This window comes from Celeribacter baekdonensis B30, assembly GCF_000299875.1.
Classification (GTDB): domain Bacteria; phylum Pseudomonadota; class Alphaproteobacteria; order Rhodobacterales; family Rhodobacteraceae; genus Celeribacter; species Celeribacter baekdonensis_A.
Window position 1 is genome coordinate 434688 of record NZ_AMRK01000001.1, and the last position, 16495, is coordinate 451182.

Genomic DNA, 16495 nt, shown 5'->3' on the forward strand with positions numbered 1-16495 from the left:
CAAGTTTTGCGGCCCCTGTGTCGCGAAACACTTTAGGTTTGTGACCAAGGTTTAAAGCCAAACATCATGTAATCGCGCTGGTAGGCCGCCCGAACGGCGTCCTCGACCTCTTCGTCGTAGATATCTGCAAGCGTGTAGGGACTATCGTCCCGCTGTGCGGGAACGGCAATCGCAGACACTCCAACACTCGCCCCTAGGCGATCAAGATCCTCGGTCAGGCTTTCCTCTCGTATGATGACGTCAGGCAGAGAGAAATCCGCAAAACCTTTGATCACTTCGGATTGTGACGCCCATGTCCCATCCACCCGTATGGAGGTTTGGCCGTTGAGATTGCCTTTGACGAAGTCCGCGAATTTCAGAAACGCTTCGCGGTGCTGGTCGCGACCATAGGATGCGTCCGGCTGACCCACTGGGATGGGTAACTTATAAATGTCACGCAATACCTCGCGGATTTCTACGTAGGTCAGCGCACTGATATTCAAAATATATCGGCAAAACGTCCGATGTAGCCGCAAGGCCGGATGTGTAATCACCGTAAAGCTGCGATGCCCTTTGTTTTGCCGCTTCCACTGACGGAGCGTCTTTTGGGTAAACTCTTGGGTCAAAGCCGCTGGGTCGATCCTATCCAGACCGGCCAGCCACGCCTGCACCGCTTGCTCCGGGCCACTGCGCACCGGCATATAAAGCAAAGGTACCGATTGACCGGCCAGATAGGTCGGCACCCCAGGACCGCGACGCGGTTCGAAATTTGGCGTGTTGGACAGGTTGAAGTGGTCGACGCTGGACAGGTTGGCCACCATCTCCGCGTAGTTCACAACCTTATCCTCAAGACGCGACGGGTTTTGAACCTTGGTCTTTTGCGTGGTCTTGCCCCGCTCCTCACTCACACCAAGGAAACGTGCCAACCCGTTGAGGACTTCAATGTCCTGAATGTCGTCATAATTGATATAAAACGCAGTCTGGCCAGAGGTTTGCAGCGCGCGCTGAAGCGAAAGCTGAAACCCCTTGAGTTCATCCAAAAGCCCTGAGAATTCACGTTTATCAAAAACTATCTTGGCCGATTTAGCATCCTTCAAATCGCCAAGCCGCCATTGTCCGGTCTTGTCCGCGATCTTGCGCGACACATAGCTGTCCAGCGGGTTGCGGGTGAGGATGATCTTGGCGCATTTCGAATCCTTCAGGACATGTGCCAGAATGCGCGGGTCGTGATCGTGGAAAAACCGAAATCCAGCCAACCCCTTGGTTGCGTCCCGCATTTTATGCAGCAAAAGCGTCGGGTCCGCTTCGCGCATGATCAGGCTTACGCCCAGCATTTCTTTCTGTTTCGACTTGCCGATAAAGGCCGGATTGAACGCCTCGCCCCAACATGTCAGCCCAGGATAAGAATTGACGTTTTCTTCGAGAAAATTTGACCCGGTGCGCATTTCTGCGAAAATTACGAAATAGTCGTACTGATGAGACATGCGCTACTTTACCAAATAGGGCCGTTTGCTATCGCGGGGGCGGGCATCGGGCGCGTTGCCCATGGGAAAATCGCCCATGAGGTGGGGCTTCATCCCCTGATTTTTCAGATTTTGCAGGAACTGGCCAAAGCCTGTCAAATCCCGCATCTTGGGGGCTTCGGTCAACCGGCGGACATTGCGCGGACCGATCTCATCAATGATCGCCTGCAAAGGCTCCATACGGCTTTCGATAAAATCCGCCATGGTCCAAATCCGCACGCGCGCTTTGACATGTTGGGACCGCAGGATGGCGATATGCTCCGCCTCGATCCGTTGTAACCGCGCGGCCTCCCGGCGAATATCAGAGAAATTGCGATTTGAACGGAACAGGGTCACAGCCCAAGCCCCGGTGATCACCGAAATCTGAGCGTTTGGATCAGTGGCGATGAGCCAGTTGATCTCTTGATTGTCGCGGGGGCCAAACATGAAACACTGCCGCTCGCCCCGAGTGTTCCAGATGAGGGACGTGAGAAAGCCGCAGGGGTTATAATCCCTCAAGGCCGCATGGTTCGAAAGCGCGCCAGAGAACACCTTTTGACCGCCGGCGAACTCAACACCCTCAGGATCAAAAAGATGACCATGCACCCGCGCACCGACCGCACGCGCCAGCCATTCATCAAAATCCTCGAACAGATCAGAGAAGCCCTCAAACACGGAATAGGGCGCACTGGTTTTGTCGTGACCCTGACCATGCCCCGGCATCCGGCTTTGCATATATAGCCCCTCGCGCCCCATCGTCCGACGCTCCACAGCCTTTGAAAAGATGCGGTCGATTTTGCCCGGATTGGGCTCGGCCCCCTTCATCGGGTTGCTGTCAGAGTTCAAAAACGTTGTGTACAAACGATCCGCCTGCGGCCAGATTTTGCGCGCCACAAAGCAATCCGAGCGCCGCAGAAGTTGCAGGTGATCATCATAGAAAATATGCGGTTTGCCCTGATAGTCGAATTTTGACAGGGTCAGAGACCGGCTTTCGATATTGTTGGAATAGAGCCGCACCAAGGTTTGGTAATAGCTTTCATCCGGAATCCAGACCTTTTTGAAATAGCTGTCATAGGCCTTGCGATCCGGGTCTTCGAGAATGGCAGAGAGGGTTTGACGCGTCAGGCACCACCATTGCGAGCCAAGATGCGGAACCAAACCGTCCGGAATTTTGCGTTTATACCGGATTTTGCGTTGAAGCGTGACGTAGCGATCAAACAACCACCGCCGCTTTTTCCACGAAAACGGGAACCGGAGCGTAAAGCGTTCGGCGTCCAGCCCGCCCACAGTCCAAGGCACATCCTCGGTTGTGACGCTTTCGATAAAATTCGTCATCGGCCGCGCCGCAAGATATTGTTTCAAATCCTCTACGGGCCGCAGCGGCAAACAGGAGCCGGACGACAGGTAGACATGGCGCACATTGCGAAACCGGTCGAGCATCAGCTCTGAGGCGGCTTGTGAGGCGGCGACGAGCGACCAGGTTCCCCAATCGCACGCATGGCGTTTACTAAAAATCACCGTGTCGAGATCAGAGAGACTATCGACAAAGGGTTGATAGACATCCTTTTTCACCCGGCGATCCACATGGATCACAACCGGGCAGCCATGGCTTGCCCAATGACGCGCAACCTGTTCGGCGCGATCAAGGGCGGTATGAACAAGCATTACAAACCCGACCGTCATGCCCAGTTGCCCTTGGACATAAGACCGAGAATCTCAAGTTGCCGCCAATTGATGTATTTTTCAGACCAGTTACACCACAAGTCAGGATCATCTTTGATCCGGCTCATGTAGGCAAGATATTCGCGACTTCCGGCATAATGCTGACGGCGCTTCAATTCCTCTTCGGTCTTTTGCACGAATGTATTGAGAAACTTGGCGTGTAACAGCACGCCAGAGGCCATTTCACCGCCATTGCTGTCGTAGACTTTATTCAGGCGTTTCGGCAAAAGCATATGAGTCGAATGCAGATACACATAGCTGCGATCCCATTTGACCAATGGAATTTTGTTCAAAGATGGCGCGTTGAACGGGTCGTTGTGGAAAAAAAGCCGCGCGCGCGGGCCGCCCTGAATCCACAGGTTTTCATACTCCCAGTTGGTTGAAAGCATGTAGTTTCCGCTGTCAAACCATTCGGCAATCTCAAACGGATTTTGGCCCTCAATATAGGGCTGCGCATCGACCGGTCCTTTGGGGTACATGTCAATCAACATGGCCGAAAAACTGCGCAGGCCGGAATTATCGAGCCAATCCGTCAAGGCCGGGATCGGACGGGTGTCGCAAAAGGGAAAGGCGAAAAACTCGTCCACATCAACGGTCAGCGTCCAATGTCCGTGGCAATATTTGCGTGCGAGCGCATTCATCCAATGCACGCCAAACAGCGACTTTCGATAACTTGCCGTGGTGTGCCAGATCGACACATCCCCTTGGCCGATCAGAAATTCCCGCGAGCCATCATCACTGTCATTATCGACAAAAAGGAAATGGGACACGCCCATGTCCCTGTAATATTTCATAAAATACGGCAAGCGGATGCGTTCGTTGCGCAGCGTACAGACCAGAAGGACGTCATTTTTTTTGATCCGGTCGGTGTGATTTTGCAGACAAGTCAACTCTCGGCTTTTCCGATATGCTCGGATAAGCCGATGCTTGCGCCGAAGTCTCAGGCGATATTGCCGTAGCCGACTCACTTCAGCCCTTTTCCATTTCGCTCAGGGTTTCTCTTGTACCTCAGCTATCACACAAACTTTAAGACCCGCCTCACCCACCCACATTTTAAAGGTGCTTTGGATTGTTTTCTTATGTTTCTGTAATGCGTCTTTTCCTATTTTAAATAGGGGTTTATTCAGTTTTCGTAAACAACACATTGTAAATTTTGAAACAATTATTGGCGCACCCTCTGACCTAACGCCACGCGCCGCGTGTCAAAATTCCATCCTCTTCAAGGCGCTGCCATCCATGATACCGGACACCATCCTCAGACCAAAGAGTGGGGTCTCTTGCAACGGCCGCATAATAGTCATCATATTTATGGGGGTTTAAGTGATACTCACGGAGCAGGTTGTCTTGCCGCGCCTTTTCCATCATGTCCGGTAGAAACTTGCTATGAAGCAAAGCCCCTGTCGGCAAATTCAGACGTGCGTCAAATCCACAGTTTAGTTCGCGTGGCAGAACCACATGGGTCGAACTCACATAAGCAAATCGCCCATGCCATTTGACCAAGGGGGTCTTGTGCAGATGTGGAGCGATGTTCGGCTGATCTTTAAAAAAGACCCGCGCACGTGGCCCCCCTCGTATGGAAATATCATTGTATTTCGATTGCATTTCCCAAATATAGTTATGAACATCATAATAAGGCAAAGCATCCCAGACTGGCTGCCCCTCCTTATAACTGACCGCGCTGATGGGACCGTCTCCATACAGATCCAACATCATCGCGGAAAACACCCGACAGCGTCGAGTGTCGAGCCAGGCGGTCAGATCATGTAGGGTTCGCGTTTCATTGAAGGGGATTATCAACGCCTCATCAGCGTCCAAAGTAAGGCACCAATGATCGTGACCGTAACGCATCAAAAGACTGTTGATCCAATCCATTCCGAACCGCGCGTCACGGTAGCTTTGATCTGTTCTCCATAATGAAACATCCGGTTGACCGAGCAGATAGTCTGATGTTCCATCAGTGCTGCCATTATCAATGATCAGAAAATGCAAAACGCCCAAGGCACGGTGGTGATCGAGAAAATAGGGAAGCCGCAGCCTCTCATTGCGCACAGTCGCAAAGGCAAGGATATCACCCTTGCGGATTTTGGCCGTGCGCAGTTGCACGGCTTCCAATTCGCGGCGTTTGATCCATGCCCGAGCAAGAAGATACCGGCGCTTGTGTCGTAGCCGGTATTTCCTCCAAAGATCGTAAACTGGCATTCAAACTCCCCACTGAAAAATCCACATTGTGGATCATTTTTCGTAGTGGCCAGTTTGATGCCATTTCCACGCATGATCAATCATCGTGGCAAGATTAGAGCGCTCAGGGGCCCATCCAAGCTCCTTGATCGCACGCGCCGAGCCAGAGACAAGTTTGGTACAATCGCCAGGACGGCGATCCCCCTCGACGATGGGCACATCTTTGTTGGTCACAGCGCGGGAATGATCCACGACGTCACGCACCGAAAATCCCACACCTGTGCCCAGATTGAACACCCGGCTGCCTTTGCCGTTTTCAAGCCATTTGAGACCCAAAACATGGGCATCGACCAGATCACAGACATGGACATAATCGCGGATACAGGTGCCATCCGGCGTGTCATAATCCGTGCCGAAAATCGTCAAAGCGGCGCGTTTGCCCGCGATCGCATCCAACATCAGCGGGATGAGATGGGTTTCCGGCTGATGGAACTCGCCCACCTCGCCGTCGGGATCACAGCCTGCCACGTTGAAGTAGCGGAAAATCACATGGTTAAGGTCGTAGGCCGCGCCAAAGTTTTCCAGAATGTCTTCGATCGCGCGCTTGGACGCCCCGTAGGAGTTGATCGGGAGCTGTACAGAGTCCTCATCCAACACCACGTTGTCCTGATCGCCATAGGTGGCACAGGTGGAGGAAAACACAAAATGCGGACACCCGGCCGCCACCGCCGCTTCGACCAACGTCAAAGAGCCGATGACGTTGTTACGCCAGTATTTCCCCGGATCTGACATGCTTTCGCCCACCTGGGAAAAAGCGGCGAAATGCATCACGGCGACGGGTTTATATTTGGCAAAGACCTCGTCAAGGCGGGCACGATCCAAAAGATCACCCTTCTCAAATGGGCCAAATTTCACCGCATCTTCCCAACCCGTCGACAGGTTGTCAAAAGTCACAGGCTGATAGCCCGCGGCCCGCAGCGCCTTACACGCATGCGAGCCGATATAGCCGGCTCCGCCGGTTACAATAACGGATTTGGTCATGGATGGACCTTACTGTGCAGCAGTGCGCATGGAGGACAGGGTATCAAGATACTCCTGAAGCTCATCACGCAACTCAGGACGCGACAGGCCGAAAGAAATCGTCGCCTGAAGGAAGCCCGCCTTGGACCCGCAATCAAACCGCTGGCCCGCGAAGCGATAGCCGTACACGCCGCGATCCGTGTCGATCTCGTCGGCAATCGCATCGGTCAGCTGAATTTCACCGCCGGCGCCCGCTTTCATCTGGTTGAGGTTTTTCATCACATTGGGCGAAAGAATATAACGACCGATCACCGCAAGGTTGGACGGTTCTGTGCCGGGCGCAGGTTTTTCGACCATGCCTTTGGCCGAAACATAGGCCCCCATGTCCTCTTTGATGTCGAGCACACCGTAGGAGGACACTTTGTCATCGGGGACTTCCATGGCCGCAACCATAGAGCCGCCAATTTCTTCATAGGCTTCGACCATCTGTTGCAAACACGGCTTATCCGCCGCAATCACGTCATCCGGCAGAATCACAGCAAAGGGTTCTTTCGGGTCCAAAAGACGGCGCGCGCACCATACAGCGTGACCAAGGCCCAGCGCTTTGTGCTGGCGGATATAGGCAATCGCACCACTGTCCATATTGGTCATTTTCAGGGTTTCCAGAAGCCCATCTTTGCCCTTTTTGCGCAGCTCTTGTTCAAGGACGGGAGAATGATCAAAGTAGTCCTCAAGCGCGCCCTTTCCGCGCGAGGTGACAAAGATGAACTCCTTAATTCCGGCCGCCCGCGCTTCATCAATGGCGTATTGAATCAAGGGACGATCGACAAGCGTCATGATTTCCTTCGGAATGGATTTGGTCGCAGGTAAAAACCGCGTCCCCAAACCCGCCACGGGAAAGATCGCTTTCGTCACTTTACGTGTCATCTTTACTCCTCTGGGCTCGCACCATTGAGCCCTTAAATTGAACTTTGCCAAAGCGACCTTAATGTTTTCCGGTCATAAGGTCAGCACTGGTCTTTAGCTTTCGCAGTTTATTGCCACAGTTTTACTACTGTGCCTTGTTAGCACACAGATACAGATCAAAAAACGATCATATGGCGCATAAATTCCCCTAAGACGCGCCCATCTCAGACAGCATTGCCTCAAGACGCGGAACGTCTTCGGGGTTGTTCAACTCCCAAAATTGCCGCCCACGAGATTCGACCTCGACACACAGAACGGGCCGCTCTTGTTCCAAGAAGCGGAGTTGCTCCAAACCTTCGAGGCTTTCCAAGGGGCCCGTCGGCCATTTGGGATAAGCTGCCAATGCGGAGGGGCGATAGGCGTAGACGCCAACATGGTGAAACACCGGCGTTTCTTCGTCATCCGCGTAGGTTTTAGAGGTATAGGGAATCACCTCTTTTGAAAAATAGAGACCCTTGTGATCACTCCCAAACACGGCCGTCGTTCCGCCCACGCGTCCCGCCCGCCGGTCCTCAAGAAACCCGTTCAAAGCCCGGCCATCACAGCGCAACACCGGAGTGGCAACCTCCGCTGTCGGGTGCGCCCGCAAACCCGCCACGAGGTCTTCGACAAACCAGGCGGGGGTCAGCGGCGCATCGCCCTGAAGATTGACCACAATGTCATAACCGCCACCGAGATTTTCCAAGGCCTCGGCACAGCGTTCAGTGCCATTGGCGCAGGCCTCTGAGGTCATCACAACCTCCGCCCCAAAGGCTTCGGCGGCCGTGCGAATGCGGTCATCATCCGTTGCAACAACAACCCGGTCCACACCGGACACCGCAATTGCGGCATCCCAACTGCGCCGGATGAGGGATTTCGCCTCCCCCGTGGCCCCGGTCAACTCAACAAGCGGTTTGCCCGGATAGCGCGTTGACGCGTACCGGGCGGGAATCACAATCAGAACGGACATCAGGCGTCTTTCAGCTCAACACCGGGAGCATAGGCAATGAAGAACGGATTGGCGTAATCTTCTTTGCCATAGGTCAGAGGCGTGTGATCATCAAAGCGCACCACATCGCCACCGGCCCCAAGCAAAACCGCATGTCCGGCAGCCGTATCCCATTCCATCGTACGTCCAACGCGCGGATAAAGATCGGCCTCTCCCGTTGCCACAAGACAGAATTTAAGCGACGAACCCGCAGATTTGCTGTCTTTCGCTTTGTATTTGGCAAGGTAATCTTCGGTTGCCTGATCACGGTGCGATTTCGAGGCCACGATCATCAAGGCGTCATTGTCCGGCGTCGACACGGACATCTTTTTCATTTCACCCGGTGCCGAGGCTTCAAACGGGCCAATTTCCTCATAGGACTGCCCGCTTGCATCGGTGATAAACAGGCGATCCTTGGCAGGCGCGTAAACCACACCGCGCAGCGGCACACCCTTCTCGACATAAGCAATGTTCACGGTGAAATCGCCACGACGCTGTACAAATTCTTTAGTGCCATCAAGCGGGTCAACGATAAGGAACGTATCCGATTTCAACTGATGTGAGGCAGATTGTTCTTCGGTGATCAGGGTCACATCGGGGAAAGCGGCCCGCAACCCTGCGGAAATCAATGCATCCGCAGCTTCGTCGGCTTCGGTCACCGGGCTTTCGTCCGATTTTGTTTTCACTTCAAAATCATCGGCATTGTAAATCTCAAGAATCTTCTCACCAGCTTCGATTGCCAGACTGCGCATGAGGGGGATAAGTTTTTCGAAATCCAAGGGTTTGCTCCTGATTTATGTCACATGTGTTTTCATTGAAAGAAAACCTCAACAACCTTATGCTATGTCGGCATGGGAACAACAAGAAATCCCGAAGAAACAGGCGCGATTAACCTACAGGACACATGAACGATGTTTCATTACGCAAAAAGCCGAAGCGGGTTCTCAGCCGCGCTGACGATCCTGAGGCTTATTTTCGTGAACACCGTGCGTCATGTCCGAAAATCACACGGAAACCCGCTTCTGGGTCTGATTTCGAATATGACACAGGCGATGATTCTCGTGTTTGTTTTTACCTTTATGTACAGCATTCTCGGTATCCGTGGCGTCGCGATCAGAGGAGATTTTATGCTATTCATCATGTCCGGGATTTTCCTGTTTCTGACGCATAACAAAGCCATTGGCGCGGTTGCCGGTGCGGAAAATTCCACCTCGCCGATGATGCAACACGCGCCGATGAACACCGCCATTTCCATCGCCTCCGCCGCTCTCAGTACCCTTTACATCCAGGTCCTATCAGTCGCGGTGATCCTCATCGTCTATTCCTTGGGCTGGGGAGAGGTGCATTTTCAGGATGCCGCTGGCGCTTTTGGGATGTTGCTTATGGCCTGGGCCTCCGGATCCGCCATCGGCACTGTGGTTTTGGCTGCCAAACCCTGGGCCCCGCGCATGGTGGGCATCGTGCAAACAGTCTACACCCGCGCCAATATGTTTACCTCCGGCAAGATGTTCGTCGCCAATCAAACACCGGGCTACATGCTTGCCTTTTTTTCGTGGAACCCGCTGTTTCACACCATTGACCAGGCCCGCGGCTTTACCTTCGTCAATTACAACCCGCATTACAGTTCGGTCCTTTACCCAGCTGTCTTTTCAATGATCTTTGTCACCATCGGGCTGCTTGCCGAATTTTTCACCCGCAAACGCGTGTCGCTGAGCTGGGGCGCGCGGTGATCGCGGTCACGTCACAACGCGCAATGTCAGATTGAGACGACCCCCATCACGCAAAAGCGTGCTGGTGCCAGTCTTGATCCGATCAATGCCGTGATACAACAGGCGCGCTTCACCGTTCATGACCACCACATCGCCGGACTGCAACCAAACGCTTTCCGTTTTGCCACCACGGGTCGCCTGACCAACCCGAAACAGCGCCTCATCCCCCAGGGAAATCGACACAACAGGTTGGCCAAAATCCATCTCATCGCGATCCTGATGCATCCCCATTTTCGCACCTTCGCCGTAAAAATTGACCAAACAGCACTCAGGCGACCGCTCTGTGCCCGCAACCTGCTCCCAAATGGTGAGAACCCGTTTCGGAATGGGCGGCCAGTTTTGCCCATTCGGATGCCGATCGGCATAGCGATACCCCGCTTTATCCGAGACCCAGCCAAACCGCCCCGCAGAGGTCATACGCACAGACATCGGCTTTCCATAAGGCGTCATCGGCGAAAAGAGCGGCGCGCGCCGCGTCACCTCGCGCAGATCTTCAATGATTGCCTTTTGATCCTCTGTCGCAATAAGCCCCTTATAAATGCGCATCCCACGCAGACTTAATGCCTTTGGTCGATCCATTTTCCCCCTCCTTTGTCATTTTCCTCTGAAATGACTCCATTTTTCCTGTCCCTGAGCGCCTCGCACAACTTGCAGGGGGCCAAACGCCTCCTTATATACGCCGAGAAGCAATGATCGGTTCGGATATTCTGATCGGTCAAGATCACTGGGATCAACGGCGGGTGCCAAAATGGGCCCCTCGTTTTAACATCGCCTAAGAGAGGATTTTGAGCATGGCCAAAGTCATCGGTATCGACCTCGGGACCACCAACTCCTGCGTTGCCATCATGGATGGTTCGCAACCCCGGGTTATTGAAAATGCTGAAGGTGCACGTACCACGCCTTCGATCGTCGGCTTTACCGACAATGAACGCCTCGTTGGTCAAGCGGCCAAACGTCAGGCTGTGACCAACCCTGAGAACACAGTGTTCGCCGTCAAACGTTTGATCGGTCGTCGCGTCGGTGACGCCGAAGTGGAAAAGGACAAGAGCCTCGTTCCCTACAGCATCGTCGATGGCGGCAATGGTGACGCTTGGGTTGAAGTGCGTGGCGACAAATATTCGCCTTCGCAAATCTCCGCCTTTATTCTCGGCAAGATGAAAGAAACCGCCGAGTCCTATCTCGGCGAAGAAGTGACCCAGGCCGTCATCACGGTTCCGGCTTACTTTAACGACGCCCAACGCCAAGCCACCAAAGACGCCGGTAAGATTGCTGGCCTCGAAGTGCTGCGGATCATCAACGAGCCGACAGCTGCGGCTTTGGCCTATGGCCTCGACAAATCCGAAACCAAAACCATCGCGGTCTATGACCTTGGCGGCGGGACATTCGACGTGACCATCCTCGAACTCGGTGATGGCGTGTTTGAAGTGCAGGCCACCAACGGCGACACGTTCCTTGGTGGTGAAGATTTCGACATGCGCATCGTGAACTACCTCGCGGGTGAGTTCAAAAAAGAGCATGGCGTCGATCTGACCAAAGACAAAATGGCCCTTCAGCGCCTCAAAGAAGCGGCTGAAAAAGCCAAGATCGAACTGTCGTCCTCCAGCCAGACCGAGATCAACCAGCCGTTCATTTCCATGGACCCGTCCTCCGGCACGCCGCTTCACCTCGTGGTCAAACTGACCCGTGCGAAGCTGGAAAGCCTTGTGAACGACCTGATCAAAAACTCGATCAAACCGTGTCAGGCTGCTCTCAAAGATGCCGGTCTCTCCACCTCTGACATCGACGAAGTCGTGTTGGTTGGCGGGATGACCCGTATGCCGAAAGTCATCGAAGAGGTGACCAAATTCTTCGGCAAAGAGCCGCACAAAGGTGTGAACCCGGACGAAGTGGTTGCCATGGGCGCCGCCATTCAGGCCGGCGTATTGCAAGGTGACGTGAAAGACGTGTTGCTGCTTGATGTGACCCCGCTGTCCATTGGCATCGAAACGCTGGGTGGCGTGTTCACCCGTCTGATCGACCGCAACACCACGATCCCGACCAAAAAGTCGCAAATCTTCTCCACCGCCGAGGACAACCAGTCCGCCGTGACACTTCGCGTGTTCCAAGGTGAACGCGAGATGGCCGCCGACAACAAAATGCTGGGCCAATTCAACCTCGAAGGCATCCCGCCCGCACCGCGCGGCATGCCGCAGATCGAAGTGACCTTTGACATCAACGCCGACGGTATCGTCGAGGTGGGCGCCAAAGACAAAGGCACCGGCAAAGAGCAAAAGATCACGATCCAAGCCTCTGGTGGCCTCTCCGATGAGGACATCGAGAAAATGGTCAAAGACGCCGAGGCAAATGCCGACGCCGATAAGGCCCGCAAAGCATTGGTCGAAGCGAAAAACCAAGCCGAAAGCCTCATTCACTCGACTGAAAAGGCGATCGAAGAGCACAACGACAAGGTTGATCCGACCACCGTTGAAGCCATCGAACTTGCGATTGCTGCGCTCAAAGATCAGCTTGAAACCGAAGACCCGGATAAAATCCGTTCGGGCATTCAAAACGTGACTGACGCTGCCATGAAGCTCGGTGAGGCCATTTATAAGGCTGAACAGAGCAAAGCGGGCCAAGGCGACGATGTCGATATGGATGACGGTCCGTCGTCTGTTGATGATGACATCGTTGATGCCGATTTCGAAGATCTCGGCGGCGACAAGCGCTCCTAACGCGTATCAGGGACCGATTGGCCGGTTCGAACCATCGAACCGGCCTCTCCCGTTTTAGGGCGTTCCCGAAAGGACCAAATCCATGGCAAAACGCGATTTCTATGAGGTGCTTGGCGTCAACAAAGGCGCGGATGCTGGGGAATTGAAAAAAGCCTATCGCAAAAAAGCGATGGAATTTCACCCCGACCGCAACAAAGACAACCCCGAGGCAGAGGCCAAGTTCAAAGAAGCGAACGAAGCCTACGACACGCTCAAAGACCCCGATAAAAAGGCCGCCTATGACCGGTTTGGTCATGCCGCTTTTGAACAGGGTGGCATGGGCGGTGGCGGGCGTGCTGGCGGTGGCTTTGGTGGCGGTCATGGCGATTTCTCGTCGGCCTTCTCCGACGTGTTCGATGACCTGTTTGGCGATTTCATGGGCGGTCAACGCGGCGGTCAGCGGTCGCGTGCGCAACGCGGTGCAGACCTACGCTACGACATGCGTATCACCTTAGAGGAGGCCTATAAGGGCGCGCAAAAGACCATCACTGTCCCGACCTCCGTTGCCTGCACGGGCTGCAGCGGCACAGGCGCTGCGAACGGTGCCGAACCGCAAACCTGTCCGTCTTGTTCGGGCATGGGCAAGGTCCGCGCGCAACAGGGCTTTTTCACCGTTGAACGCACCTGTCCGGCCTGTGGTGGTCTGGGGCAGACGATCAAAGACCCCTGCCCCGATTGTCGTGGTGCTGGGCGCATTGAAAAAGAGCGCTCTCTGTCTGTGAACATTCCCGCAGGTGTCGAAACAGGCACGCGCATTCGCCTAGCTGGCGAAGGCGAGGCAGGGCTTCGTGGCGGTCCCACGGGTGATCTCTACATTTTCATCGAGGTGCGGTCGCACAATCTGTTTGAGCGCGACGGCGTGCATTTGCATTGCTCTGTCCCCGTATCTATGGCCACGGCGGCGCTTGGTGGTGACATTGAAGTTCCGACCATTGATGGCGGGCGTTCTCGCGTGAAAATCCCCGCAGGGAGCCAATCTGGTCGCCAAATGCGCCTACGCGCCAAAGGCATGCCTGCGCTGCGGGGAGGTGGTCAGGGTGACATGTTCATCGAGCTTTCGGTGGAAACGCCCGTCAATTTGACCTCGAAACAAAAAGAGTTGCTTCAGGAGTTTGAAAAGCTCGGTGAAGACCACAACAACCCGGAAAGTTCTAGCTTTTTCAAAAAGGTAAAGACTTTTTGGGATGGAATGAAAAGCTAAAACCTTTGGCTGGCGGCGTATATATCTATGCCGCCGGTTAAAAGCCGTTAACTACTTTTTTAGCGAATCGTGGGATGGATTCACTCCATGACCACAACACCGCACCCCTCCGCGTTTCGCGAAATGCCCGACTGGCTCTTCGATCTCGAAGAAGCCCGTCCCGTTGTCCTCCCCTCGCGTCCGCCAAGCTACCTGCGCAATCATAAAAAGCACCTTCAGGATCGCTTCTTTGATGGCGGCGCGCAGGCGATGCCGGATTATGAGCTTTTGGAACTCATCCTTTACCGCGCTCTTCCGCGTGCGGATGTAAAACCGATTGCGGCAACGCTGATCGAGAGTTTCGGCGATTTCAACCGCGTTATCTCCGCACCCATTTCCCGACTTTTGGAGATTGAGGGCGTCGATCTTGCCGTCGCCCAAGAGCTGAAAATCGTCGAGGCGGCGGCGCATCGTCTTGCCCGCGCCCGTGTCATGCAACGCCCGGTGATTTCAAGCTGGGATGCGGTTTTGGACTATTGCCACACCACCATGGCACATCGGGAAACCGAACAGTTTCGCGTGCTGTATCTGGATCGGAAAAACATCCTCATCGCCGATGAAGAACAGGCACGCGGTACGGTGGATCATGTGCCGGTCTACCCGCGTGAGGTGGTTAAAAGGGCGCTTGAACTCAATGCCTCTGCCCTCATTCTCGTCCACAACCATCCCTCTGGCGACCCGACGCCATCAGACGCAGACATCACCATGACCAACCAAATCCGCGATGCCGCAGAGGCGCTCGATATTCAGCTCCACGATCACCTGATCATTGGAAAATCGACTGAGCTGAGTTTTCGTGGGTCAGGCTATCTCTGAGTTATTATAATTCTCTGAGCCAAATTTCCACCCGACGATTAAGTGACCGACCCCAAGCAACGTCATCGCAGGCAAGCGGCATGACTTCGCCATAGCCTTGGACGCTCAATCGTAGCCGATCTGGTTCAAAGGCTTCGCCAAGCGCACGACGCACGGCCAACAGCACAGCATTGGCGCGCCGCTCCGAGAGTGCGCGGTTGACTGGCGCGGCACCTTCGCCGTCGGAAAATCCCGCGAACATCAATTCTTTGCCGTCATAGACCCCCGCCTCAATCAGTTCCGCAAGCAAATGCACGTTTGACCGCGATTGCGCATCGAGACCGATGGCACCCCCTTCAAAGCGAAACCCCAAAGTCAGCCGTTTGGCCCCTTGCAGGGCCGCGGTCACATCTTGGAGATCATCGAGCGAGATTTCGTCTCCGGCATGGGTGATTGCATTGGCAAATCGGCGGCCCTGATCGCGGAACGACAGGTGGTCCACCCCTTGATCCACAAAAGCCGTGCGTGCAACGACAACCTGCGCTGCGGGCGATACAGCAAATTCAAGAAACTCTCGCGCCAATTTCGGCAAACGCCGCGCGGGTGTGTAGAGAAAGACGGGACGGGTCAGCGGATAGTCTTCGGTTTTGATGTCCGGCGCGATGGCTTGCGCTTCAAATCCACAAGCCCCCGTCAGCCCAAGCGGCTTAACCGACCCACCCGCCGACATCCGCCCCAATCCGATGGCATATGGGTCATGCTCAACCGCAGCACTCAAAGCGGTGTAGCTGTCATGTACGATCAACTCATCTGTCGCAGATGCCCCTTTGGCAAGAATCATCCGGCGAAATTCACTGCCCTCTCGCAAATCGTCACGCATCACATGGCGCGACACGGGAGCATCAGCGCCACCAACTTCGCTCCAATTTGTGACCGACCCGGTATAAATATTGGACAGATCGGTGAGCGACAGCCCCTCAAGCAAGTTTGAACGCGACACGACAGGCACCAAAGCATCCAAACCAATCACGCGCGCGCGCAGGGGATCGGACAGATCGCCAACACCCGCCTCCTGCGCCAACGACCGCTCCATGGGAGACACTTTGCGCAACGACACAACAACATCGGTATTCTCGGAAACGAGATCCGCGAAACCTTCACCGCTTGAGGTCGGTGCGATCAGAAATTCGCCAACGACCAGTTTGCTCTCAGCGTCCAAAAGCAAAAGCGCCGTTTGACCATCGACCCCCGGCTCTTCCTCGACCACATAGCCATTGCGCAGGGCGAACGCCGTAATCAAAGCAGGAACCAGGCCCGCCGCGCCGGTGGGATCGCCAGACAGACGAATTTGGGCGTAATTCCCATCAAGTACAGGACAGCCCGGCCCCTCACATTGCACGCCTGTACCGTCGACTGTCAGAACACCCAAATCCGTATCGACGCGGTAGAATTCCCCATCGAAACTCAGAAACGTGCCTGAGATTGAAATTGTCCCATCGCGTGACAGAAGGTTTACGTCTTGGGCTTGCGCCATGAGAGGCAAGAACAAGGAAAGGGTCAATGCGACGATTTTCGCCGCACTTTGACTGGACATGAGCGCTTAGCCT

At 54.5% G+C, this 16495-nt stretch carries 14 protein-coding genes; 4 read left to right on the forward strand and 10 right to left on the reverse strand.

The genetic code is table 11. From position 1 onward, the window contains the following. Positions 1 to 32: 32 nt before the first annotated feature. From B30_RS02055 to cysQ, 8 genes are all read right to left on the reverse strand, one after another. The gene (locus B30_RS02055; protein ID WP_009570320.1) at positions 33 to 1463 is read right to left on the reverse strand and encodes a hypothetical protein; all 1431 of its coding nucleotides are present in this window, start codon (positions 1461 to 1463) and stop codon (positions 33 to 35) included. Between the two features lie 3 nt (positions 1464 to 1466). Continuing rightward, complete coding sequence (locus tag B30_RS02060) at positions 1467 to 3164, reverse strand: DUF5927 domain-containing protein (RefSeq protein WP_009570321.1); 1698 nt, start codon at positions 3162 to 3164, stop codon at positions 1467 to 1469. Continuing rightward, on the reverse strand, positions 3161 to 4147 hold the full coding sequence (locus B30_RS02065; protein ID WP_040401829.1) for a glycosyltransferase family 2 protein: 987 nt from the start codon (positions 4145 to 4147) through the stop codon (positions 3161 to 3163). Before B30_RS02065 ends, B30_RS02060 begins: the two co-directional genes overlap by 4 nt. A 238-nt stretch (positions 4148 to 4385) precedes the next feature. Continuing rightward, complete coding sequence (locus B30_RS02070) at positions 4386 to 5402, reverse strand: glycosyltransferase family 2 protein (RefSeq protein WP_009570323.1); 1017 nt, start codon at positions 5400 to 5402, stop codon at positions 4386 to 4388. Between the two features lie 33 nt (positions 5403 to 5435). Further along, positions 5436 to 6422 carry a UDP-glucose 4-epimerase GalE gene (gene galE / locus B30_RS02075; protein WP_009570324.1) on the reverse strand — a complete coding sequence of 329 codons (987 nt, stop codon included), beginning with the start codon at positions 6420 to 6422 and terminating at the stop codon, positions 5436 to 5438. 9 nt (positions 6423 to 6431) lie between these two features. Beyond that, entirely contained in the window at positions 6432 to 7328 is an 897-nt protein-coding gene (locus B30_RS02080; protein ID WP_009570325.1) for a UTP--glucose-1-phosphate uridylyltransferase, read from the reverse strand. 187 nt (positions 7329 to 7515) lie between these two features. After that, positions 7516 to 8316: a 3-deoxy-manno-octulosonate cytidylyltransferase gene (locus tag B30_RS02085; protein ID WP_009570326.1), complete on the reverse strand. Its 801-nt coding sequence runs from the start codon at positions 8314 to 8316 to the stop codon at positions 7516 to 7518. After that, on the reverse strand, positions 8316 to 9113 hold the full coding sequence (gene cysQ, locus B30_RS02090) for a 3'(2'),5'-bisphosphate nucleotidase CysQ (protein WP_009570327.1): 798 nt from the start codon (positions 9111 to 9113) through the stop codon (positions 8316 to 8318). Before cysQ ends, B30_RS02085 begins: the two co-directional genes overlap by 1 nt. 132 nt (positions 9114 to 9245) lie before the next feature. Here cysQ and B30_RS02095 point away from each other — a divergent pair, with 132 nt between their 5' ends. Further along, positions 9246 to 10064 (forward strand): ABC transporter permease, encoded by an 819-nt coding sequence (locus tag B30_RS02095; RefSeq protein WP_009570328.1) that lies wholly within the window; start codon positions 9246 to 9248, stop codon positions 10062 to 10064. A 6-nt stretch (positions 10065 to 10070) separates the two neighbouring features. Here B30_RS02095 and B30_RS02100 read toward each other — a convergent pair whose 3' ends face one another. Further along, a complete protein-coding gene (locus tag B30_RS02100) occupies positions 10071 to 10682 on the reverse strand; it encodes an alpha-ketoglutarate-dependent dioxygenase AlkB family protein (protein ID WP_009570329.1) in 612 nt (203 codons plus the stop codon). A gap of 212 nt (positions 10683 to 10894) precedes the next feature. Here B30_RS02100 and dnaK point away from each other — a divergent pair, with 212 nt between their 5' ends. The 3 genes from dnaK (at position 10895) to radC (ending at position 14909) form a co-directional block, all read left to right on the forward strand. Next, positions 10895 to 12814 carry a molecular chaperone DnaK gene (dnaK, locus tag B30_RS02105; RefSeq protein ID WP_009570331.1) on the forward strand — a complete coding sequence of 640 codons (1920 nt, stop codon included), beginning with the start codon at positions 10895 to 10897 and terminating at the stop codon, positions 12812 to 12814. A gap of 82 nt (positions 12815 to 12896) precedes the next feature. Continuing rightward, positions 12897 to 14054: a molecular chaperone DnaJ gene (gene dnaJ, locus B30_RS02110; protein WP_009570332.1), complete on the forward strand. Its 1158-nt coding sequence runs from the start codon at positions 12897 to 12899 to the stop codon at positions 14052 to 14054. Between the two features lie 87 nt (positions 14055 to 14141). After that, positions 14142 to 14909, forward strand: a complete 768-nt coding sequence (radC, locus tag B30_RS02115; RefSeq protein ID WP_009570333.1) for a RadC family protein — start codon at positions 14142 to 14144, stop codon at positions 14907 to 14909. Positions 14910 to 14913: 4 nt separating this feature from the next. Here radC and B30_RS02120 read toward each other — a convergent pair whose 3' ends face one another. After that, positions 14914 to 16482: a phosphate ABC transporter substrate-binding/OmpA family protein gene (locus B30_RS02120; protein ID WP_009570334.1), complete on the reverse strand. Its 1569-nt coding sequence runs from the start codon at positions 16480 to 16482 to the stop codon at positions 14914 to 14916. Between the last annotated feature and the right edge of the window lie 13 nt (positions 16483 to 16495).